The sequence below is a fragment of the Streptomyces sp. NPDC034037 genome, from assembly GCF_055575715.1.
Genome location: NZ_JBVISC010000011.1, coordinates 1 through 20,593 on the forward strand (window position 1 = coordinate 1; position 20,593 = coordinate 20,593).

20 protein-coding genes and 5 tRNA genes are annotated in these 20,593 nt (G+C 71.0%); 14 read left to right on the top strand and 11 right to left on the bottom strand.

Features of this window, described 5'->3' with window-relative positions:
* Window positions 1–303 (top strand): carboxyl transferase domain-containing protein (locus tag ACZ516_RS29840; protein WP_358589634.1); only part of this gene is annotated, 303 nt, incomplete at its 5' end.
* 48 nt (window positions 304–351) lie between these two features.
* Window positions 352–546, top strand: a complete 195-nt coding sequence (locus ACZ516_RS29845) for an acyl-CoA carboxylase subunit epsilon (RefSeq protein WP_358589636.1) — start codon at window positions 352–354, stop codon at window positions 544–546.
* A gap of 48 nt (window positions 547–594) precedes the next feature.
* Here ACZ516_RS29845 and ACZ516_RS29850 read toward each other — a convergent pair whose 3' ends face one another.
* On the bottom strand, window positions 595–1,110 hold the full coding sequence (locus tag ACZ516_RS29850; protein WP_469012649.1) for a LysR family transcriptional regulator substrate-binding protein: 516 nt from the start codon (window positions 1,108–1,110) through the stop codon (window positions 595–597).
* Between ACZ516_RS29850 and ACZ516_RS29855 the strand changes: the two genes are divergently transcribed.
* Complete coding sequence (locus ACZ516_RS29855; protein ID WP_469012650.1) at window positions 1,105–1,380, top strand: hypothetical protein; 276 nt, start codon at window positions 1,105–1,107, stop codon at window positions 1,378–1,380. The genes ACZ516_RS29850 and ACZ516_RS29855 overlap by 6 nt on opposite strands.
* Window positions 1,381–1,553: 173 nt before the next feature.
* Here the strand turns inward: ACZ516_RS29855 and ACZ516_RS29860 are convergent, their stop codons facing one another.
* From ACZ516_RS29860 to ACZ516_RS29895, 8 genes are all read right to left on the bottom strand, one after another.
* Entirely contained in the window at window positions 1,554–2,138 is a 585-nt protein-coding gene (locus tag ACZ516_RS29860) for a GTP-binding protein (protein WP_030361923.1), read from the bottom strand.
* The gene (locus ACZ516_RS29865) at window positions 2,119–2,709 is read right to left on the bottom strand and encodes a DUF742 domain-containing protein (RefSeq protein WP_358589643.1); all 591 of its coding nucleotides are present in this window, start codon (window positions 2,707–2,709) and stop codon (window positions 2,119–2,121) included. The genes ACZ516_RS29860 and ACZ516_RS29865 overlap by 20 nt, the downstream gene beginning before the upstream one ends.
* A gap of 95 nt (window positions 2,710–2,804) precedes the next feature.
* Window positions 2,805–3,218: a roadblock/LC7 domain-containing protein gene (locus tag ACZ516_RS29870; RefSeq protein ID WP_062779227.1), complete on the bottom strand. Its 414-nt coding sequence runs from the start codon at window positions 3,216–3,218 to the stop codon at window positions 2,805–2,807.
* A gap of 10 nt (window positions 3,219–3,228) precedes the next feature.
* Window positions 3,229–6,447: a nitrate- and nitrite sensing domain-containing protein gene (locus tag ACZ516_RS29875; protein WP_469012652.1), complete on the bottom strand. Its 3,219-nt coding sequence runs from the start codon at window positions 6,445–6,447 to the stop codon at window positions 3,229–3,231.
* A gap of 340 nt (window positions 6,448–6,787) precedes the next feature.
* Window positions 6,788–7,387 (bottom strand): GTP-binding protein, encoded by a 600-nt coding sequence (locus ACZ516_RS29880; protein ID WP_469012654.1) that lies wholly within the window; start codon window positions 7,385–7,387, stop codon window positions 6,788–6,790.
* Complete coding sequence (locus tag ACZ516_RS29885; RefSeq protein WP_358589646.1) at window positions 7,368–7,769, bottom strand: DUF742 domain-containing protein; 402 nt, start codon at window positions 7,767–7,769, stop codon at window positions 7,368–7,370. Before ACZ516_RS29885 ends, ACZ516_RS29880 begins: the two co-directional genes overlap by 20 nt.
* Before the next feature lie 143 nt (window positions 7,770–7,912).
* Complete coding sequence (locus tag ACZ516_RS29890) at window positions 7,913–8,326, bottom strand: roadblock/LC7 domain-containing protein (RefSeq protein ID WP_030787430.1); 414 nt, start codon at window positions 8,324–8,326, stop codon at window positions 7,913–7,915.
* 9 nt (window positions 8,327–8,335) lie between these two features.
* A complete protein-coding gene (locus ACZ516_RS29895; RefSeq protein WP_469012656.1) occupies window positions 8,336–12,196 on the bottom strand; it encodes a sensor histidine kinase in 3,861 nt (1,286 codons plus the stop codon).
* 576 nt (window positions 12,197–12,772) lie between these two features.
* On the opposite strand from ACZ516_RS29895, the gene ACZ516_RS29900 reads away from it, so the two are divergent.
* From ACZ516_RS29900 to ACZ516_RS29940, 9 genes are all read left to right on the top strand, one after another.
* Complete coding sequence (locus tag ACZ516_RS29900) at window positions 12,773–12,973, top strand: hypothetical protein (protein ID WP_358589751.1); 201 nt, start codon at window positions 12,773–12,775, stop codon at window positions 12,971–12,973.
* A gap of 179 nt (window positions 12,974–13,152) precedes the next feature.
* A complete protein-coding gene (locus tag ACZ516_RS29905) occupies window positions 13,153–13,950 on the top strand; it encodes a fumarylacetoacetate hydrolase family protein (protein WP_358698020.1) in 798 nt (265 codons plus the stop codon).
* Window positions 13,943–15,421, top strand: a complete 1,479-nt coding sequence (gene gltX / locus ACZ516_RS29910) for a glutamate--tRNA ligase (protein ID WP_469012660.1) — start codon at window positions 13,943–13,945, stop codon at window positions 15,419–15,421. The genes ACZ516_RS29905 and gltX overlap by 8 nt, the downstream gene beginning before the upstream one ends.
* Before the next feature lie 85 nt (window positions 15,422–15,506).
* Window positions 15,507–16,235 (top strand): HAD family hydrolase, encoded by a 729-nt coding sequence (locus ACZ516_RS29915; protein WP_361083428.1) that lies wholly within the window; start codon window positions 15,507–15,509, stop codon window positions 16,233–16,235.
* Between the two features lie 88 nt (window positions 16,236–16,323).
* Window positions 16,324–16,395: transfer RNA gene (locus tag ACZ516_RS29920), tRNA-Gln, on the top strand.
* Between the two features lie 41 nt (window positions 16,396–16,436).
* Window positions 16,437–16,509, top strand: a tRNA-Glu gene (locus ACZ516_RS29925).
* 62 nt (window positions 16,510–16,571) lie between these two features.
* Window positions 16,572–16,644: transfer RNA gene (locus ACZ516_RS29930), tRNA-Glu, on the top strand.
* A 24-nt stretch (window positions 16,645–16,668) separates the two neighbouring features.
* A tRNA-Gln gene (locus tag ACZ516_RS29935) sits at window positions 16,669–16,740 on the top strand.
* A gap of 22 nt (window positions 16,741–16,762) precedes the next feature.
* Window positions 16,763–16,835 (top strand) — tRNA-Glu (locus tag ACZ516_RS29940).
* Between the two features lie 65 nt (window positions 16,836–16,900).
* Here ACZ516_RS29940 and ACZ516_RS29945 read toward each other — a convergent pair.
* Window positions 16,901–17,551, bottom strand: a complete 651-nt coding sequence (locus tag ACZ516_RS29945; RefSeq protein ID WP_469012662.1) for a MerR family transcriptional regulator — start codon at window positions 17,549–17,551, stop codon at window positions 16,901–16,903.
* 121 nt (window positions 17,552–17,672) lie between these two features.
* Here ACZ516_RS29945 and ACZ516_RS29950 point away from each other — a divergent pair, with 121 nt between their 5' ends.
* Window positions 17,673–18,158 carry a DUF4188 domain-containing protein gene (locus tag ACZ516_RS29950; RefSeq protein WP_469012665.1) on the top strand — a complete coding sequence of 162 codons (486 nt, stop codon included), beginning with the start codon at window positions 17,673–17,675 and terminating at the stop codon, window positions 18,156–18,158.
* Window positions 18,159–18,269: 111 nt separating this feature from the next.
* Here ACZ516_RS29950 and ndgR read toward each other — a convergent pair whose 3' ends face one another.
* Window positions 18,270–18,986 carry an IclR family transcriptional regulator NdgR gene (gene ndgR / locus ACZ516_RS29955; RefSeq protein WP_058942291.1) on the bottom strand — a complete coding sequence of 239 codons (717 nt, stop codon included), beginning with the start codon at window positions 18,984–18,986 and terminating at the stop codon, window positions 18,270–18,272.
* 181 nt (window positions 18,987–19,167) lie between these two features.
* Here ndgR and leuC point away from each other — a divergent pair, with 181 nt between their 5' ends.
* A complete protein-coding gene (leuC, locus tag ACZ516_RS29960; RefSeq protein WP_361083204.1) occupies window positions 19,168–20,592 on the top strand; it encodes a 3-isopropylmalate dehydratase large subunit in 1,425 nt (474 codons plus the stop codon).
* Window position 20,593 lies beyond the last annotated feature (1 nt).

Genomic DNA, 20,593 nt, shown 5'->3' on the forward strand with positions numbered 1-20,593 from the left:
GGCGCCGACCTCACCTACGCCTGGCCCACCAACGAGATCGCCGTGATGGGCGCCGAAGGCGCCGCCAACGTCATCTTCCGCCGCCAGATCGCCGCCGCCGAGGACCCCGAAGCCATGCGCGCCCGCATGGTCAAGGAGTACAAGGCCGAACTGATGCACCCCTACTACGCCGCCGAACGCGGCCTGGTCGACGACGTCATCGACCCCGCCGAGACCCGCGAGGTCCTCATCAACTCCCTCGCGATGCTCGCCAACAAGCACGCCGATCTGCCGTCGCGCAAGCACGGCAACCCCCCGCAGTAACGGCGGGACCGGCCCGCGCCGCAGCAGCCCACAAGGAGAACGCCGCAGATGACACCGCCCGACATCAGAGTGGAGAAGGGGCACGCCGAGCCCGAGGAAGTCGCGGCCATCACCGCGATCCTGCTGGCCCGCGCCGCAGCCCGGCCCGCCGACGCCCCCGCCCGCCGCGGCCGCGACAAGGCCGGCTGGCGCCGCCTGGAGCGCACCCCCGGCTTCCGCGCCCCGCACAGCTGGCAGGGCTGACACCACCGCCTCACCAAGGCCCCGTACCTCCCTCAGGAGGACGGGGTCTCACGTGTACGCGCCCACGGACTCCCGGAGATGGACGGCGGCCGACTCCGCGAGGGCCCGCACCGCCGGCTGCCAGGGCCGGCCGCGCGGCCCGCTCAGGACCAGCCGACGCGCGGCCCGCGGTTCGACCGGCAGCAGGACGAGGTCGGCCGGGACCAGCGCCTCGGAGACCTCGGACAGGACGCTCACCCCCATCCCGGCCTGCACCATGCTGATCAGCGTGGCCAGGTCCCGCACCCGCCGCACCGGGCCCACCCGCCCCCCGGCCAGGCGGTACAGCTCCCGCACCCGCTCCTCGCAACCGCCCGGCGAGACGAGGAACGCGTCGTCCTCCAGATCGCGTACGTCGACGGCCGCCTCGCCCGCCAGCGGGTGATCGCGCGGGAGCAGCGCCCGGTAGCCGTCGTCGGCGAGCGGCACACCGGGCCCGGGCGGCGGATCGATCACCTCGCCGAAGGACTGACCGACCTGGCCGTCTCCGCCCTCGGCAAGTCGAGGGCGCGCACGATCGTGCACCTCGACCTCGTCCCCGCCGACCGGTACCACGTCGCCGGAAAACCCCTGACGGGCGCCGCCCGCGACGCGCACCTGGAGGTCAGCCTCACGGCGGGCACCAACAGCGCGGCGCAGAAGGCGGCTTTCATCGCCGCGGCCCACACCTTGCTCACCGAGCTGCTCGGCCCGCTCGCCCGTGGCGCTGTCGCCCTGCACGAGCTGCACCTCGAGAGCTACGGCTATCGGGGTGTGACCCAGTTCGAGCACTACCGGGGAGCGGGGGGATGCTAGGGCATGTTTCGAAAGTCCCGTCTGCCTGGCGACGCCTGGCACGCACGCTCGCCGCGTTGTCGGGATCGCCCCGATACCACCAGTATCGGGGCGACCCTCCGCCTTGCGATCGCACGCACCAGACGCCGCCAGGTCCGCCCTGCGGGCGGACGACGCTACTTTCGAAACACGCCCTAGCGCAGTCGTGCCATCAGGGCGTGTTCGACCAGCGTGATCAGCGCGCTCTTCGCGTCCGCGCGGTGGCGGGCGTCGGTGGTGATGATGGGGGTGTCCGGGCCGATCTGCAGGGCTTCGCGGACTTCGTCGGGGGTGTAGGGCTGGTGTCCGTCGAAGCCGTTGAGGGCGATGACGAAGGGCAGGCCGCTGTTCTCGAAGTAGTCGACGGCGGGGAAGCAGTCGGCGAGGCGCCTGGTGTCGACGAGGACGACTGCGCCGATGGCGCCGCGGACGAGGTCGTCCCACATGAACCAGAAGCGGTCCTGTCCGGGGGTGCCGAAGAGGTACAGGATCAGGTCCTGGTCCAGGGTGATGCGGCCGAAGTCCATGGCGACGGTGGTCGTCGTCTTGTCCCCGGTGTGGGTGAGGTCGTCGATGCCCGCGGACGCGGACGTCATGACGGCCTCGGTGCGCAGCGGGTTGATCTCAGAGACCGCCCCGACGAACGTGGTCTTGCCCACGCCGAAGCCGCCCGCCACCACGATTTTCGCGCTGGTGGTGGAGCGGGCTGTTGCTCCGCCGCTAGAGCTTGCGAAGTCCACTGAGCACCCTTTCGAGCAGTGTCACGTCTGGCTGGCCGCCGGCGGACTCGTCGCCGCCGGGCTGGTGGATGGCGACAAGTCCGGCCTCCGCCAGGTCGGCTACGAGGATCCGGGCGACGCCGAGGGGAATGGTGAGCAGTGCCGAGATCTCAGCGACTGACTTGATCTCGCGGCACAGGTTGCAGATCCGCTGATGCTCGGGCAACTGGCCCTGCAACTGGTGCGGCTGTGCGGTGGTGTGCACCAGCGCCTCGATGGCGAGCTGGTAACGCGGCCTGGTGCGGCCGCCCGTCATGGCGTACGGGCGCACCAGCGGGTTGTGCGCCGCCGCGGCGGGCGCCGGTTCGGGGGCGCGCCGCTGGGGCTGCACGGGCTGGATCCGGGGCGCGCGCCCCGGCGTGCCCTGGTCGTAGGGGCGCGGACCGGGCTGCTGGGACGGCGCGTAGGGCTGGCGGCGGTGACTCGGCGCGGAGGGGAAGTTGTACCGGTTCGGCCCGCCGTCGTGCTGACCACCCTGGCCATGACCAGGGGTCCAGTTCGCCGATGACGAACTGTCTGGGGGTGTTGCCACGTTGCTTCCTCCTCCGACTGTGCCGGGCACCATCACTGTGGAGCCGCGTCCCGAAACCTTACGGGGCCGGGACGCGAAAACGCACCGTCTGTCTGTTAGTTGAGAAGGCTCCCCTGGAGCTCCGCGCGCAGGTCCGGCGTGAGGACGGTGCCCGCACGATCGACGAGAAGTGCCATTTCGTACCCGACGAGGCCGATGTCCGCGTCCGGGTGGGCGAGAACGGCGAGCGAGGAACCGTCGGAAATGGACATGATGAAGAGAAATCCTCGCTCCATCTCCACAACGGTCTGGGTCACGGCGCCGCCCTCGAAGATCCGGGAGGCCCCGGCCGTGAGGGAGGTCAGACCCGAGGCGACGGCCGCGAGCTGGTCGGCACGGTCACGGGGGAACCCTTCGGACATCGCCAGAAGGAGTCCGTCGGCGGAGACCACCACCGTGTGGGACACCCCTGGGGTGTTGTCCACGAAGTTGGTGATCAACCAGTTCAGGTTCTGCGCCGCCTGGCTCATCGGGCTCACACTAACGCTCCTGGTTGTAGGTGCTATCAGGGCTGAAGCCCTGGCCATTCGTGTCACTGCTGGTGTTGCGGCCCCGCTGGACGCCGCGGCGCAGGTTGCTCAGCCTGCCCCGTACTTCCTCGGGGTCGCGGGAGACCTGGGGGCCGCCCTGGGGGGTCTGTTCCGCGGTGCCCTCGACCAGATTGGCCTTGGGCACCCGCCGCGGGAGCCCGGACGAGGTGACTCCGCCCGCCTTCGGCTCCTTGAGGCGCTCGGCCCGCTGCCAGCGCTCGTCGTTGGACGAACGCAGGTCACGGCCGTTCTGCCCGCCGTGGCCGTCGGCCGTGGCGGGGGCGCTCCCGTTTCCGTTCGGGCCCGAGGGGCCGCGGCGGGGGAGACCCGCGTCGGTCAGGTCGTGGACGGCGGACGGACCCGGTCCCGGCCGCTCGAAGCCTACGCTCTCAGCACCGGCCGCGGGGGCCTGAGCGGATTCCGCTTCCTGACCGTAATCAGGCTGGTGGCCGTCACCGCTGGGCCAGTCGTCCTGGCCGGTACGTTCCGGATAGGAGATCTGGGGGTCCTGGTAACCGTCCTGCGCCGGGTAGTACCGCTCGTCGTACGCGGGCGCCTGCCGCTGCTCGCCGTAACCGCCCTCGCCGTACTGGCCGTTGTCGTACTGACCATCCGCGTACTGTCCCTCGGCGTACTGCGCGTCGGCGTACTGCGCGTCGGTGTGCGGGGCGGCGGCGTACTGCTCACCGGCGTAGTCGTCGCCCCCGTATGCCGGCCTGCCCTGGTCGTACGAGCTCTGCTGCTCGTCGTACGCGGGGGAGTGCTGCGGCTCGTACGCGTCCTGCTGCTGGGCCTGGTACGCCTGCTGGGGCTGGTGCGGCTGCTGCTGCGGCTCGACCTCGTCGCGGAAGAGCGGGCGGCCGCCGCCCGGCTGGTGGGCCTGCGCCTCCAGGGCCGCCCTGCGCTCCTCGCGCATCAGCGAGCGGCCGACCGGGTCGAGACCCTGCGGCTCGCCGCCGTCACCGTGGTAGCGGCTGTCGTCGAAGCCCAGCTCCGCGGCGGTGCGCTGCGGCTCGGCCGCCAGGACCTGCTGCTCCGGGATGATCGAGGAGACGGTGAACTCGGGGTCCTGCGCGTGCTCGCCACCGCCACCGTGCGTGATGCCGTCCGGCAGCATGACCAGCGAGGTCGTGCCCGCCTGCTCGCCCGAGGGACGCAGCTGGACGCGGATGCCGTGCCGGTCGGCGAGGCGGCCGACCACGAACAGGCCCATGCGCTGCGAGATCGCGGCGTCCACGGTCGGCGGGTTGGCCAGCTTGTGGTTGATGTCCGCGAAGTCCTCGGCGGTGAGGCCGATGCCCTTGTCGTGGATCTCGACCATGACGCGGCCGTCGGGCAGCCGGGTCGCGGTGACGCGGACCTTGGTCTGCGGCGAGGAGAACGTGGTGGCGTTCTCGAGCAGCTCGGCCAGCAGGTGCACGAGGTCGGTCACGGCCAGGCCGTGGATCTCGGCCTCCGGGACGCCCTCCAGCTCGATGCGCTCGTACTGCTCCACCTCGGAGGAGGCGGCGCGCAGCACGTCGACCAGCGGGACCGGCTGGTCCCAGCGGCGGCCCGGCTCCTCGCCGGAGAGGACCAGGAGGTTCTCGCCGTTGCGGCGCATACGGGTCGCCAGGTGGTCCAGGCGGAAGAGGTTCTCCAGCTGGTCCGGGTCGGCCTCGTTGTTCTCCAGGTCGGTGATGAGGGTCAGCTGGCCCTCGATCAGCGACTGGTTGCGGCGCGAGAGGTTGGTGAAGATCGCGTTGATGTTGCCCCGGAGCAGGGCCTGCTCGGCGGCGAGCCGCACGGCCTCGCGGTGCACCTGGTCGAAGGCGCGGGCGACCTCACCGATCTCGTCCGTGGTGGAGATCGGGATGGGCTGTACGCGGGTGTCCACGCGGCCCGGGTCGGTGCGCGAGAGCTGGTCGACCAGCATCGGCAGGCGCTGCTCGGCGATGCCGAAGGCGGCGGTGCGCAGCCGGCGCATGGCACGGGACATCTGGCGCGCCATCATCCCGGCCAGGATGAAGGCGGCGAGCAGGGCGAGCACCACGATGGCGCCGGTGATGTAGGCGTTGCGCTGCGCGGTGGCGGCGATGTCGGACGCCTCGTCCACGGCCTTGTCGGCGAGGTCCGACTCGATCGTGCGGTAGGCGTCGAACTTGGCGCTCGTGGTCGCCCACCAGGCCTGGCGCGTGATGCCCCGGCTCGCCAGCTCGACGCGGGTGCTCGGCTGCGTGCTCTCCATGGTGGCGAGCGCCGCGACCATCTTCTCCTGCGACGGCGGCGGATTGGCCTGCTTCTCGGCGGCGGCCGTCAGCTCCTTCTTCGCCCGCTCCAGCTTCGCGACGTCCTCGGGGGTGCCACCACCGGTGTACTCCTCGATGGCGATGCGCTCCAGGTAGGCGTACGAGGAGAGCGAGGTGCGCTGGAGCGTGAGCGAACCGGTGCCGGGGCCCGGCTTGACCAGCAGGTGGGTGCCGAGGGACCGCTGGAGCGACAGCGCGGCCTTGGAGAGCGAGATCGCGTAGACGGTACGGCCGTAGCTGGTGATGTTGCCGGTGCCCAGACCGAGTTCGTTGGCGAACTCCATCAGGGGGTGCTGGATGGCGACGTAGCCCTCTTCGGTCTGGGCGCCACTCAGCTTGGTGGTGTAGGCGGCCTGACGCAGCGGAACCAGCTTGGGCTCCACCTTGTGGAAGGCGTCGAGACGACGGTTGAGGCCTTCCTTGTCCGGCATCTTCTCCGTGGCGTCCTTGAACGCGGCGGCCGCCTTGTCGGTGGCCTTGCGGGCCCGCAGGACGGCCGGGTCGTCGCGCTTGCCGTTCAGCAGCGGGACGGCGGAGATGTCGCGTTCCTCGATGAGGCGGTTGCCGTAGTCGAGGGAGGCCCGCACCAGGCGGGCGGTGTTCTCGGCGTCCTGGGCCTCGTTCCAGGTGTCGATGGAGCCCTTCACCTGGAAGCCGCCCATGACCAGGCCGACGAGCACGGGTATGAGGAGGATGGCGTTCAGCTTGGTCGGCACGCGCCAGTTGCGGGGCGACATCCGGCCGCCGGAGGGAGCCGGGGGCTCGTTGCCGGGGGCGCCGCTCACGTCAACGGGGGACGCCGCTGTGCGCGGCGGCGGGGTGAAGTTGCCCCGCGCGTCCCCGGTGGGGGGTGCCGCGGGGCTCGTCTTGCTTCGCCTCACTCGACCAACAACCTCTCGGCGGCGGCACTCACTCTCGTGCCGCTGTCGTCTCCAAGGCCCGTGCTACTGGGCAGTTCAGCGCATTCCAGCACGTCAGGCGCCGCTCTTCCAAACAGTGGGATGCACAAGTCCCGAGTGGTGTAAGCCTCAGATAAATCGGTCATAAAGAGCGAGCCCCGCCAAAAGGCGGGGCTCTTGTGAGCACAGTGGCACCAGGCGACCGCGACGCGTGGCGGTCACCGGACAATTCTCTGTCGAAACGTTATGAATACGGCGTCGGCCCGTGTCTAAGGACACAGACCCCTCCGATCAGGCTACGACAACTTCCGTATACACCTGCCTACTTGAGACGTGCCATAAGTGCGTGCTCCACCAGCGTGATCAAGCCACTCTTTGCGTCTGCACGGTGTCGCGCGTCGGTGGTGATGATCGGCGTCCCGGGGCCGATCTGCAGGGCTTCGCGGACTTCGTCGGGGGTGTAGGGCTGGTGTCCGTCGAAGCCGTTGAGGGCGATGACGAAGGGCAGGCCGCTGTTCTCGAAGTAGTCGACGGCGGGGAAGCAGTCGGCGAGGCGCCTGGTGTCGACGAGGACGACTGCGCCGATGGCGCCGCGGACGAGGTCGTCCCACATGAACCAGAAGCGGTCCTGTCCGGGGGTGCCGAAGAGGTACAGGATCAGGTCCTGGTCCAGGGTGATGCGGCCGAAGTCCATGGCCACCGTGGTGGTGGTCTTGTCCCCGGTGTGGGTGAGGTCGTCGATGCCCGCGGACGCGGACGTCATGACGGCCTCGGTGCGCAGCGGGTTGATCTCAGAGACCGCCCCGACGAACGTGGTCTTGCCCACGCCGAAGCCGCCCGCCACCACGATCTTGGCGGAGGTGGTGGAACGGCCGGAACCGGAGCCTGAGCCGGCCGAGCCGTTAGAGCTTGCGAAGTCCACTGAGCACCCTTTCGAGCAGTGTCACGGCAGGCTGGCCGCCGGCGGACTCGTCGCCGCCGGGCTGATGGATGGCGACGAGCCCGGCCTCGGCCAGGTCCGCCACCAGGATCCGGGCCACACCGAGCGGCATCGACAAGAGGGCCGAGACCTCGGCCACCGACTTGACCTCACGGCACAGGTGGCAGATCCGCTGGTGCTCGGGAAGCATCCCCATCAGCTGGGCCGGGTCGGCCGTGGTGCTCACCAGCGCCTCTATGGCGAGCTGGTAGCGGGGCCGGGTCCGGCCGCCGGTCATCGCGTACGGACGCACCAGCGGCTGGTCGCCCTCCATTCCGTACGAGGCGTCGCCGTACGGGTTGTGAGAGGCGGTGGGCGGGGTCATGGATCCTCCGGGCGGGACAGCAGGTCATCTGCGTGTGCCGTCTGACAGAGCCGGTGGGGGCATGTGGCGGCCGGACGGTTGGTCAGTACGTTCGGTCGGTGGGGCGGCCGAAGGGGCGGGAGCGCGGCTGGGCCGGCGCCGCGCTAGTGGAGCAGGCTGCCCTGCAACTCGGCGCGCAGGTCCGGGGTGAGAACCGCCCCCGCGCGGTCGACGAGCAGCGCCATCTCGTACCCGACGAGGCCGATGTCGCACTCGGGGTGCGCCAGCACGGCCAGGGAGGAGCCGTCGGAGACCGACATGATGAAGAGGAACCCCCGCTCCATCTCCACCACGGTCTGGGTGACGGTGCCCCCCTCGAAGATCCGGGAGGCCCCGGCCGTGAGCGAGGTCAGCCCGGAGGCGACCGCGGCCAGCTGGTCGGCGCGGTCGCGCGGGAACCCCTCGGACATGGCCAGAAGGAGGCCGTCGGCGGAGACCACGACCGTGTGGGACACCCCTGGGGTGTTGTCCACGAAGTTGGTGATCAACCAGTTCAGATTCTGTGCCGCCTGGCTCATCGGACTCAACTAACGCTCCTGCTGGTGAGTGGGGCGAGGGAAACTGCCGGTCTGGCCGGTACCGGCCTGTCGACCCTGCTGAATGCCCCGACGGAGATTCGTCAGCCGGCCGCGCACGTCGTCGGGCGCACGCGAGACCTGCGGACCTGCGCTGTCCTGCTGCTGCTGGGCCGTGCCCGCGACCAGGTTGGCCCTCGGGACGCGACGCGGCAGTCCGGATGTGGTGACGCCGCCCGCGGTGGGCTGGCGGACGCGCTCGGCCTGGCGGCCCAGCTCGTCGTTGGGGGAGGAGCGCCAGCCGGCCGGGGTGGCGGGGGTCGCGCCGTTCTGGGTGTTGGCGTTGCCCGGCGCGCCGGGCGCGGCCTGACGCGGGGACCGCGAGGGCAGCGGACGCTGCGGGCCGGGGCCCTGGGGCGCCTGCTCCGCGGCCTGCTGCTGCGCGGGCTCCGCGGCGCGGCCACCGTCCGGGCGGCCGTGCCGGGCCTGCTGCTGGTCCGGCTGACGGCTCTGCTGTTCGGCCTGGGCGCGCTGGTCCTGCTGCTGCTGGAACCAGTTGGTCTCCAGCGTGTCGTACAGCGGCGTACGGCCGTCACCGGGGCCGGCGGCGGGCAGCAGGTCCTCGGGCCGCGCGGACCCCGGCTGCTGCTCGGCGGCCTGCGGCTGGTGCGGCAGGCCCTGGTGCGGGTCGCCGCCCTGGCCGCGGCGCGGGGCGGGCGGACGCGGCACGGTGTAGTCGGGCATCTCCCGATTGCCGTGCTGAGCGGGGCCGCCGGGCTGCGCGGGGCCGCCTGCCTGGCCCTGCGGCCGGCGCGGCTGACCCTGCTGACCCTGCTGCGGGTTGTGCTGGGGCTGCTGGTGCTGCGGTGCGCCCTGCTGGGCGTCGCCCTGGCCGCCGAAGACGTCCGAGCGGACGAACTGGCCGGTGCCCTGGTCCTGCGGCGCGGGGGTGCCCGGGGGCGGCGCGTCGAAGTCGGGGCGGGGGAACTGCGCGGTGGAGCCCGGACCCTGCCGGTCGTCGGGGGCCGCGGTGGGCTGCGCGAACTGGCCGGTGGACTCGTGCTCCTCGTGACCGCGCGGCGCGTCGAAGGGCTCGCGCGACTGCGGCCGCGCGTTCTCCTCGCTCCAGCTGGGCACGCGGGGCTGGGGGGTGCCCCCGGGCAGCTCGGCGCGGGGCCCGCCACGGGGCGGCAGCTGAGGCCGGCGCCCCGGGTCGCCGTCGGCCGGCGGGGGCATGGCGTTCGTACGCTGCTGGGGAACCGGAGGCTGCTGGACACCGCCGCCACGGCCGCCCTGCGGCGCCTGCTGCTGGTGCCCCTGCGCCTGCTGGGGCTGCTGAGGAGCCTTACGGCCCTGCTGCCCCTGCTGACCCTGAGGCGTGGCCGGCGGACGCTGCTGGCCGGTGTCCCGGGCGGGCAGCGCGGCGCGCGGACCCGAACCGGCGACCTGCTGGCGCGGCGCCGGGGCACCGGGCCTGCCCGCGCCACCGGGGCCGCCCAGGCCGGGGCCACCAGGCCCACCGCCGAGCGCGGGACCACCGCGGCCGGGGCCACCGGCACCGCCGGGGCCGCTGCCGAGCGCCGGGCCGCCGTTGCCGGCACCGACCCCGCGGCGTGCGGCCGCGGCGCCCGCGGCGGCCTGAGCGGCCGCGGGACCACCGGACGGACCGGGCTTGCCGGGCATCTTCTTGCCGCCCTGGGCGACGTCGACGGGGAGCATGACCAGCGCGGTCGTGCCGCCGGAGTCGGAGGGGCGCAGCTGGATGCGGATGCCGTGGCGCTGCGAGAGGCGGCCGACCACGAACAGACCCATGCGGCGGGAGACGGAGACGTCCACGGTGGGCGGCGAGGCGAGCCGCTCGTTGATCGCGGCGAGGTCCTCGGGAGAGAGGCCGATGCCGGTGTCGTGGATCTCGATCAGGACGCGGCCGTCGGGCAGCGCGTGACCGGTGACCTTGACCTTGGTCTGCGGCGAGGAGAACGAGGTGGCGTTCTCCAGCAGCTCGGCGAGCAGGTGCACGAGGTCGTTGACGACGCGGCCGGCGACCTCGGTGGCGGGCACGGCGGACAGTTCGATCCGCTCGTACTGCTCCACCTCGGACGCGGCGGCGCGCAGCACGTCGACGAGCGGCACGGGCCGGGTCCAGCGCCGTCCCGGCTCCTCACCGGCGAGCACGAGGAGGTTCTCGCCGTTACGGCGCATGCGGGTCGCGAGGTGGTCGAGCTTGAAGAGCGAGGAGAGCTGGTCGGGGTCGGCCTCGCGGGACTCCAGCTCGGAGATGAGCGAGAGCTGGCGCTGGATGAGGCCCTGCGAGCGGCGCGAGAGGTTGGTGAACATCGCGTTGACGTTGCCCCGCAGAAGGGCCTGCTCGGCGGCGAGGCGGACGGCCTCGCGGTGCACGTCGTCGAAGGCCGCGGCCACCTGGCCGATCTCGTCCCGGGAGTGCACACCGACGGACTCCACCGAGGTGTCGACGTCCTGCGGGTCCGACTCCGAGAGCTGCTTGACCAGCTCGGGCAGGCGGTCCTGGGCGACCTTGGTCGCGGTGTCCTGGAGCCGGCGCAGCGAGCGGATCATGGACCGGGCCACGACGAAGGCGCCGACGAGGGAGACGCCGAGCACGAGCAGGATCAGCGCACCGTTGAGGATGGCCGACTGCTCCGACTCGTTGCGCAGCTCGCGGGCCTTCTGCTCCATCTCGCCGAGCAGCGTCAGCTCGATCTTGGACATCGCGTCGATCTTGGTGGCGTCGTTGTCGACCCAGTCCTTGTACGACTTCTTGTCCTGGAGCTTGATGCCGCCCTCCTGTTCGAGGACGCGCTTGGCGTACTCGTCGGAGGACTTGATCGAGGAGTTTCCGCCGTCGATGGGCTTGGTCAGGTCACCGGCGTTGCCCGCGTAGATCTTGCTGAACGTCTGGAGCTGCGAGCGCTCCTTCTCGTTGGCGCTGAGACCGAAGGTGCGGTCCGTCTCGCTGAGCTTGCCGTACTCGGAGTCGTTCGCGGGCAGGGCGGCGGCGATGATCGCCCGCTGCACCGAGGCGTACTCCTTGGCCGAGGAGAAGGCGGCCAGGGCGCGGGTGCGCTGGATCATGTCCGGATTGCTGGTCGCCTGGGCCATGTCCTGCGACAGCGCGAGCAGCTGCTCGACGAGCTGGCTGTAGGCCTCGACGGTCTGCGACGTCGAGGTGCCCTTCTTGTAGGCGTCCTTGCGGACCTTGTTGATCTGCTGGAGCTGCTGGGTGATCTGGACCGCGCTGTGCCGGACGCCGAGCAGACCCTTCTCGCCGTCCGAGTCGTTCAGGTCCTGGGTGCCCTGGAGGAAGTTGCGGTAGATCCGGTCGGTCTTGGCGCGCGCGCCCTTGACCGTGTAGTCCGAGGCCGTCGCGCCGTGCGAGAGGGGGCCCGCGGACTTGTCGCGCTCCTCCTGGAGCGCCGCGGCCAGCGCCGTGGCCTGCTTGGTCATGTCGGTCAGCAGCTTCATGTTGTCGAGCTGCTGGATCTCGTCCATGGACGAGTTGATGCGGAGCGCGCCGAGCGAGGTCGCGGTGATCACGGGGAGCGCGAGCAGCGACACCAGGCGGGTGGAGATGCGCCAGTTGCGCAGCGCTATTCGTGAGCCGGGGCCGGGGGGAGTCTTGGCGTCGGACGCACCCTTGCCCTTGCCCTTGGCCGGGGCGGCCGTCGGGCCGGTGCCCGTCGCACCCTGGCGCGCGGCGCCGGCCGTGCCGCCGGGCGCGCCCGGTCCCGGGTTCTGGGCGTGCTGGGGCGAGGAGCCGCGGTCGCCGCCGCGCTCCGGCTCCGCCGAGGCATCCCCTCGGCCGCGACCGGCCTGGGGAGACCCCTTGCCATCCCTCTTGAAACGTCCCTGCACTAGCGTCGCAACCTCTGGACCAGGCGTCCTGCCGCTTGACGGCGGGACGGTGTCGGCGTCGTGGGGCGTCAGGCGCCCCATGGGTGGTCGTTGAGTGACCGGCGCTGCTCCCCCTTCCCGCCGCCACTCGGCGCTGCGTTGCGCCTCTGCGCGCCGGTTCGATCCCGCGGCGGTCCCGGGAATTCCAGCACAGTGCCGGATCTCCAACAAGGCCCGCGTGTCGGCCCCCCGACCGGGTGACACCGTGTGAGGGCAGGGTCACGAGACGTAGAAAGTGATCCGGGTCAAAACGGGCGCATCCCCGCAAAGGCGCTACCGAGAGGGGGTGTCCCAGTCTTCATGATCAGGAGCGGAATGGTGCCTTCAGTGGCGCAATGTCCGTTTCCAACTGCCGTAGGAGGGGCCTGGTTTGACCCTTTTGCCCGCTCATTCGTGAGCAAACTCACATGAAGATCATGGCCTCTTCCGGACTTTCGCCGGGAATTGGATGTTTAGCCTGACGCTTTACAGGGATGGCGAGACCGACAAACCCGCGTCCGTCAGACGACGCCTCAACCGACAAGGTCCGAACAGCAGATGAAGACTGTGAAGTCCACCATGTTCCGCAACATAGCCAACCCGCGCCGCACCACTCTCGCGCATCTGAAGGACGCCGACGACGTCCAGCGCGCGGCCGAGCTCCCGGAGCACGCCGTCGACCTCCCCACCCAGACCGCCAACCCCAAGCGCACGATCCTCATGGAAACCCCCGAGACCTTCACCCCCTCCGGCGCCTGACGCTCTGACGACGAGCCCGGGCCAGAGAACTCCAGCCCGTCCGGCGTTTGAGGACGAGCCGCGAAGCGGCGACAGACCGAGGCGAAGACGGGGGCCACGGCAGACACGCCCGTAAGCAGGCCGCAGGCCCCCGCGTTAGCCTGGGGTGTCACACCGCAACCACCTCAAGAGGCAAGAGCGTGCGCATCGCCAGGTTCTCCATCGACGGCAATGTCGGCTACGGCGCGGTCGAGGGGGAGAGCGCCCCCGGCAAAGAGGGCGGCCTCGTCCTCGACATCATCAAGGGCATCCCGTACGCCGACTTCGAGCTGTCCGGCACCAAGGTCCCGCTGAGCAAGGTCCGCCTGCTGCCGCCGGTGCTCCCCAACAAGATCGTGGCCTTCGGCCGCAACTACGCGGAGCACGCGGCGGAGCTCGGCAACGAGACGCCGGACGTCCCCTTCGCCTTCCTGAAGCCGTCCACCTCGCTCGTCGGCTCCGGGGACGCCATCACGTACCCCTCGTTCTCCGAGGAGCTGCACCACGAGGCCGAGCTGGCCGTGGTCATCGGCCGCATGTGCCGCGAGGTCCCGCGCGAGCGGGTCAAGGACGTGATCTTCGGCTACACCTGCGCGAACGACGTCACCGCGCGCGACGTGCAGCGCCGCGAGAAGCAGTGGGCCCGCGCCAAGGGCTTCGACAGCTCCTGCCCGCTGGGCCCCTGGGTGGAGACGGGGCTGGACCTGGCCGCCGCGAACGACCTCACCATCCAGTGCACGGTCAACGGCCAGCAGCGCCAGCTCGGCCGCACCAGCGAGATGACCCACTCCATCGAGGACCTCATCGTCAACATCTCCGAGGCCATGACGCTGCTCCCCGGCGACGTCATCCTCACGGGCACCCCGGCCGGCGTCGGGCCCCTCAACGTCGGCGACGAGGTCGCCGTCACCATCGAAGGCATCGGCACTCTCACCAACAAGGTGATCAAGCGTGGCTAACGCGACCCCCGTACGCGTACGGTTCTGTCCCTCCCCGACCGGCAACCCCCATGTGGGCCTGGTCCGCACCGCCCTGTTCAACTGGGCCTACGCCCGGCACAACGAGGGCACCCTGGTCTTCCGCATCGAGGACACCGACGCGGCGCGCGACTCCGAGGAGTCCTACGCGCAGCTCCTGGACTCGATGCGCTGGCTGGGCCTCGACTGGGACGAGGGCCCCGAGGTCGGCGGCCCGCACGCGCCGTACCGCCAGTCGCAGCGCATGGACATCTACCGCGACGTGGCGGCCAAGCTCCTCGACGGCGGCTACGCCTACCCCTGCTACTGCACCACCGAGGAGCTGGACGCCCGCCGCGAGGCCGCCCGCGCCGCCGGCAAGCCGTCCGGTTACGACGGCCTGTGCCGCGCCCTCACCGACGAGCAGAAGCAGGCGTACGAGGCCGAGGGCCGCAGCCACATCGTCCGCTTCAAGATGCCGGACGAGGCGACCACCTTCACCGACCTGGTGCGCGGCGAGATCACCGTCCAGCCGGAGAACGTCACCGACTACGGCATCGTCCGTGCCAACGGCGCCCCGCTGTACACGCTGGTCAACCCGGTCGACGACGCCCTGATGGAGATCACCCACGTCCTGCGCGGCGAGGACCTGCTCTCCTCCACGCCCCGCCAGATCGCCCTCTACAAGGCGCTGATCGAGCTGGGCGTCGCCAAGACGATCCCCGAGTTCGGCCACCTCCCGTACGTCATGGGCGAGGGCAACAAGAAGCTCTCCAAGCGCGACCCGCAGGCCTCCCTCAACGTCTACCGCGAGCGCGGCTTCCTCCCCGAGGGCCTGCTGAACTACCTCTCCCTCCTCGGCTGGTCGTTCTCCGCGGACCAGGACCTCTTCTCGATGTCCGACATGGTGGCGCGGTTCGACGTCGCGGACGTGAACCCGAACCCGGCCCGCTTCGACCTGAAGAAGGCCGAGGCGATCAACGCCGACCACATCCGCATGCTGGACGTGAAGGCGTTCGCGGAGGCCTGCGAGCCCTGGCTGAGGGCCCCGCACGCCAACTGGGCGCCCGAGGACTTCGACGAGGCCGCCTGGCAGGCCATCGCGCCGCACGCGCAGACCCGCCTCAAGGTCCTCTCCGAGATCACCGACAACGTCGATTTCCTGTTCCTGCCGGAGCCGGTCTTCGACGAGGCCAGCTGGACCAAGGCCATGAAGGAGGGCTCCGACGCCCTGCTGCGCACGGCCCGCGCCAAGCTGGAGGCGGCCGACTGGAGCTCTCCGGAGTCCCTCAAGGAGGCCGTCCTGGCCGCCGGCGAGGAGCACGGCCTCAAGCTCGGCAAGGCGCAGGCCCCGGTCCGCGTCGCCGTCACCGGCCGCACGATCGGCCTGCCCCTCTTCGAGTCCCTGGAGATCCTGGGCGAGGACAAGGCGCTGGCCCGCATCGACGCGGCGCTGGCGAAGCTGACCGCCTGACCAGCGGATACGTGCACGAAGGGCCCGGAAGCCGAGACGGCTCCCGGGCCCTTCGCCTACCGTCGATGCCATGCCCGCCAAAGCCGTGCCCGTCAAAGCCGTGGTCTGGGACATCGACGACACGATCTTCGACTACGCGAGCGCCGACACGACCGGCATGCACGCGCACCTCACCGCCGAAGGCCTCCTGGAGGGGCATGAGTCCGCCGAGCGCGCCCTGGAGCGCTGGCGGCTGCTCACCGAGCGGCACTGGGCCCGCTTCGGCGCGGGCGGCATCACCTTCGAGGCGCAGCGCCGCGACCGCGTACGCGACTTCCTGGACGCCCCCGGTTTGAGCGACGCCGACGCCGACGCGTGGTTCCACCGTTACGTCGGTCACTACGAGTCGGCCTGGTCCCTCTTCCCGGACACGCTCCCCGCCCTGGACGCCCTCGCCGACGGCTACCGCCACGCCGTCCTGTCCAACTCCGCGCTGGCGGTCCAGGACCGCAAGCTGCGCCTCCTCGGCGTGCGCGACCGCTTCGAGGCCGTCCTGTGCGCCGCCGACCTCGGAGTCTCCAAACCGGCCGCCGAGGCCTTCCTCGCGGCCTGTACGGCGCTGGGGCTGGCCCCCGCCGAGATCGCCTACGTCGGCGACCAGCCGGAGATCGACGCCCGGGGCGCCCGGGACGCGGGCCTGGTCGCCGTCTGGCTCGACCGCGACGGCACGAGAGGGGAGGGCCCCACCGGCGTGCACCGCATCAGGGACCTCTCCGAGCTGCCCGCGCTGCTGCGCGCCGATACCCGTTTTGGAGCGCCGTCCACCTTCGGGTAATGTTCTTCCTGCGCCGCCCGAGAGGGCCGAAAGGTCCGGCCGGGAAGCGCACATCAAAACAAAATCCCCCCAGGGGGTTGCGGTTTGATGGCCTATGGTGTAATTGGCAGCACGACGGTTTCTGGTTCCGTTAGTCTAGGTTCGAGTCCTGGTAGGCCAGCTCGCAGAGCTCATCTGCAAAATGTGGATCATGTCCACGAAGCCCCCGTTGTGTAGCGGCCTAGCACGCTGCCCTCTCAAGGCAGTAGCGCCGGTTCGAATCCGGTCGGGGGTACAGATCCTTCCCACGGGGACAGCTCGGGTCGCACCCACTGTCCCTGATGCAGGATCGCTAGGGCCCCCGTTGTGTAGCGGCCTAGCACGCCGCCCTCTCAAGGCGGTAGCGCCGGTTCGAATCCGGTCGGGGGTACTGTGGTCTGGTCTAGACCACCAGTGGGCTATGGTGTAATTGGCAACACGAAGGTTTCTGGTTCCTTTGTTCTAGGTTCGAGTCCTGGTAGCCCAGCGCAGTACAGCAGCATCAGCTAGCCCCCGTTGTGTAGCGGCCTAGCACGCCGCCCTCTCAAGGCGGTAGCGCCGGTTCGAATCCGGTCGGGGGTACAGAAGAGACGAGAGGCCTTCCCACTGGGAGGGCCTCTTCGTCATTCCCGCCCGTCCCGCTCCTCTCACCCGTCCCGCCGTGTGTAGCGGCGGTTCGACTCCTCGCCGTGCGCGAGCCGGCGCAGGGCCAGCAGCACCGGTTCGTACAGCACCGTGAGCGCCACCGCCGCCTCCAGCTGCTCGTCGGGCGACTCGTACCGCTCCAGCAAGTCCAGGTCGGCGACGGCCAGTTGGTGCCCCGAGCGGGCATAGGGCGCCAAGTCCTCGACCGCGCACGGATATCCGAGCCGCGTCAGGCTGGCGACCGCCGTCACGAGCATCCGGTGCGCCGGCGACTCGTCCCCGTAGGCGCGGGCCGCCTCCCAGCCGAGACGGGCGAGCAGCGCGTCCACCGTGCGCCGCGCCGCGTCCTCGGCCGGCTCGTCCCGGGTGCCTTCCGGGCCGTGCGGCAGGGCCCAAACCGCCGCGCCCAGACGGGAGTTGTGGTCCAGCTCCTCGTCCTCCAGGGCGGCCAGGACCTCGCGCGCCGAGGAGATCGGCACCCGGCCCACCTGGATCAGCGCCCGCACGAGCCGCAGCCGCCGCAGATGCGTCTCGTCGTACTCGGCCTGCGTCGCCGTCACCCGGCGACCCGCCGGCAGCAACCCCTCACGCAAGTAGTACTTGATCGTGGCCGTGGGAACCCCGCTGCGCCGGCTCAACTCCGCCAGTCTCATCGGTTCACGCCTTTCTTCCTGTGCACCCCTCCTTGCGGCCCGGATTGGAGAGTGGCACTATCCAATCATGGATAGCGGGACTATCCAATGTTCGGCCAGGGCTCTACCAAGGGGGACCGCCATGAGCGACAAGCCGATCGAAGGGCGCATGACCGCGGAGGCGACGGGGGAGGTGGTCGTCTTCCACATCGGGATGCGCGTCAACAACTTTCTCGCCGTGCGCAGTTGGTGGCCCGTCTTCCTGGCCATGCCGCGGATGCTCAAGGAACTGTCGAAGGACCCGGGGAGCGGGATGCTGGGCTTCCGGCTGCTGTACGGCGGCCCGCGCCTGCTGTACGTGGTGCAGTACTGGGAGTCGAGCGAGAAGCTGCTCGCCTACTCGGCGGCGCGGGACAAGGCCCACCGGCCCGCCTGGGCGGCCTTCAACCGGCGCGTCCGGGAAGGCAGGGGCAAGGTCGGCTTCTGGCACGAGACATATGTCGTGCCGGCCGGCGCGCACGAGGCGGTCTACCTCAACATGCCGCCGTTCGGCCTGGCGAAGGCCACCGGCGTGGTCCCGGTGGGGCGCCGCGGGGGCCGGGCGGCCGACCGCCTCGGGACGGTCTGAGGGGCCGGCCTGCGGGGGCGGGCGCAAGGGCGCCCGCGAAAGAAATGAGCGCTCGAAGGGGCCCACGCGGCGTTGGGGCGGCCCCGTCGAACGCTCGGGGAAGGCGGTGTGTCAGCCGGAGCGGCGCAGGGCCTCGGAGAGCCGCCCGGCCGCGTCGATGACCGCCTGCGCGTGCATGCGGCCCGGGTGGCGGGTCAGGCGCTCGATCGGCCCGGAGACCGACACGGCGGCGACCACGCGGTTCGAGGGCCCCCGCACGGGCGCGGAGACGGACGCGACGCCCGGCTCCCGCTCGCCGATCGACTGGGCCCAGCCCCGGCGCCGTACCCCCGAAAGGGCCGTCGCCGTGAAGCGGGCGCCCTGGAGGCCGCGGTGCAGGCGCTCCGGCTCCTCCCAGGCCATCAGGATCTGCGCGGAGGAGCCCGCCTTCATGGTGAGCGTCGAGCCGACCGGGACGGTGTCCCGCAGACCCGAGAGGCGCTCCGCCGCCGCGACGCAGATGCGCATGTCGCCCTGGCGGCGGTAGAGCTGCGCACTCTCGCCCGTGACGTCGCGCAGATGCGTGAGGACCGGGCCCGCCGTGGCGAGCAGGCGGTCCTCGCCGGCCGCCGCCGCGAGCTCCGCGAGGCGCGGGCCGAGGATGAAACGGCCCTGCATGTCCCGCGCCACCATCCGGTGGTGTTCCAGTGCCACGGCCAGCCGATGGGCCGTGGGTCGTGCGAGCCCGGTGGCCGCGACCAACCCCGCGAGGGTGGCCGGACCGGACTCCAGGGCGCTCAGGACGAGAGCCGCCTTGTCGAGAACGCCGACGCCGCTAGAGTTGTCCATGCGTCGATACTCGCGTCTCACTCTGTGAAACGCAAGTTCAATTTTCCGTGGAACGCGCCACTCTGTAGGAGCGATCCGCGGACCAACGGATTTCGCGGCCGACGTACGGCACGAGGGGTACGGGCGTCGGCGGACAGATTCTCTAGTTGGGCCGGCGAAGCGGCCGGTCGGAGGGAAAGCGATGGGTAGGACACTCGCGGAGAAGGTCTGGGACGACCACGTCGTCCGGCGCGCCGAGGGCGAGCCCGACCTCCTCTACATCGATCTGCACCTGCTGCACGAGGTGACCAGCCCCCAGGCCTTCGACGGCCTCCGCCAGGCCGGCCGCCAGGTGCGGCGGCTCGACCTCACCATCGCGACCGAGGATCACAACACCCCGACCCTCGACATCGACAAGCCCATCGCCGACCCCGTCTCGCGGGCCCAGCTGGAGACGCTGCGCAAGAACTGCGCCGACTTCGGCGTACGCCTGCACCCGCTGGGCGACGTCGAGCAGGGCGTCGTCCACGTGGTGGGACCGCAGCTGGGCCTGACGCAGCCGGGCACCACCGTGGTCTGCGGCGACTCCCACACCTCCACGCACGGCGCCTTCGGGGCGCTGGCCTTCGGAATCGGTACCTCGCAGGTCGAGCACGTCCTGGCCACCCAGACGCTGCCGATGGCCCGCCCCAAGACCATGGCCATCACCGTCGACGGCGAACTGCCCGCGGACGTCACGGCCAAGGACCTGATCCTCGCCGTCATCGCGAAGATCGGCACCGGCGGCGGCCAGGGCTACGTCCTGGAGTACCGCGGCCCGGCCATCGAGAAGCTCTCGATGGAGGCCCGCATGACCATCTGCAACATGTCCATCGAGGCGGGCGCCCGCGCCGGCATGATCGCCCCGGACCGGACCACCTTCGACTACATCCAGGGCCGCCCCCACGCCCCCGAGGGCGCGGACTGGGACGCCGCGGTGGCGTACTGGCAGACCCTGAAGACGGACGAGGACGCGGTCTTCGACGCCGAGGTCCGCATCGACGCCGCCTCGCTGGCGCCGTTCGTCACCTGGGGCACCAACCCCGGCCAGGGAGCACCGCTTTCGTCGCGCGTCCCCGACCCGGCTTCGTACGAAGACGCTTCGGAGCGCAACGCCGCCGAAAAGGCCCTGGAGTACATGGGGTTGACCGCGGGGCAGCCGCTGCGCGACATCAAGGTCGACACCGTCTTCGTAGGTTCGTGCACCAACGGCCGCATCGAGGACCTGCGCGCGGCCGCCTCCGTCGTCGAGGGCCGCAAAGTCGCCGACGGCGTACGGATGCTGGTCGTGCCCGGCTCGGTGCGGGTCTCCCTGCAGGCCGTCGCGGAGGGCCTGGACAAGGTCTTCACCGCCGCCGGCGCCGAATGGCGGCACGCGGGCTGCTCGATGTGCCTCGGCATGAACCCCGACCAACTGGCCCCCGGCGAGCGTTCGGCGTCCACGTCCAACCGCAACTTCGAGGGCAGGCAGGGCAAGGGCGGCCGCACCCATCTGGTCTCCCCGCAGGTCGCCGCCGCCACCGCCGTCACCGGCCATCTGGCCTCGCCCGCCGATCTGTCCGACGCCCCCGTGACCGCCGGAGTCTGAG

Bases quoted from the DNA above. Each gene is read 5' to 3' on its own strand.
- ACZ516_RS29885 (WP_358589646.1), bottom strand. From the start codon at position 7,769: ATGACCCCGCCCACCGCCTCTCACAACCCGTACGGCGACGCCTCGTAC.
- ACZ516_RS29870 (WP_062779227.1), bottom strand. From the start codon at position 3,218: ATGAGCCAGGCGGCGCAGAACCTGAACTGGTTGATCACCAACTTCGTG.
- ndgR (WP_058942291.1), bottom strand. From the start codon at position 18,986: ATGGACAACTCTAGCGGCGTCGGCGTTCTCGACAAGGCGGCTCTCGTC.
- ACZ516_RS29945 (WP_469012662.1), bottom strand. From the start codon at position 17,551: ATGAGACTGGCGGAGTTGAGCCGGCGCAGCGGGGTTCCCACGGCCACG.
- ACZ516_RS29890 (WP_030787430.1), bottom strand. From the start codon at position 8,326: ATGAGCCAGGCGGCACAGAATCTGAACTGGTTGATCACCAACTTCGTG.
- ACZ516_RS29845 (WP_358589636.1), top strand. From the start codon at position 352: ATGACACCGCCCGACATCAGAGTGGAGAAGGGGCACGCCGAGCCCGAG.
- leuC (WP_361083204.1), top strand. From the start codon at position 19,168: ATGGGTAGGACACTCGCGGAGAAGGTCTGGGACGACCACGTCGTCCGG.
- ACZ516_RS29950 (WP_469012665.1), top strand. From the start codon at position 17,673: ATGAGCGACAAGCCGATCGAAGGGCGCATGACCGCGGAGGCGACGGGG.
- ACZ516_RS29900 (WP_358589751.1), top strand. From the start codon at position 12,773: ATGAAGACTGTGAAGTCCACCATGTTCCGCAACATAGCCAACCCGCGC.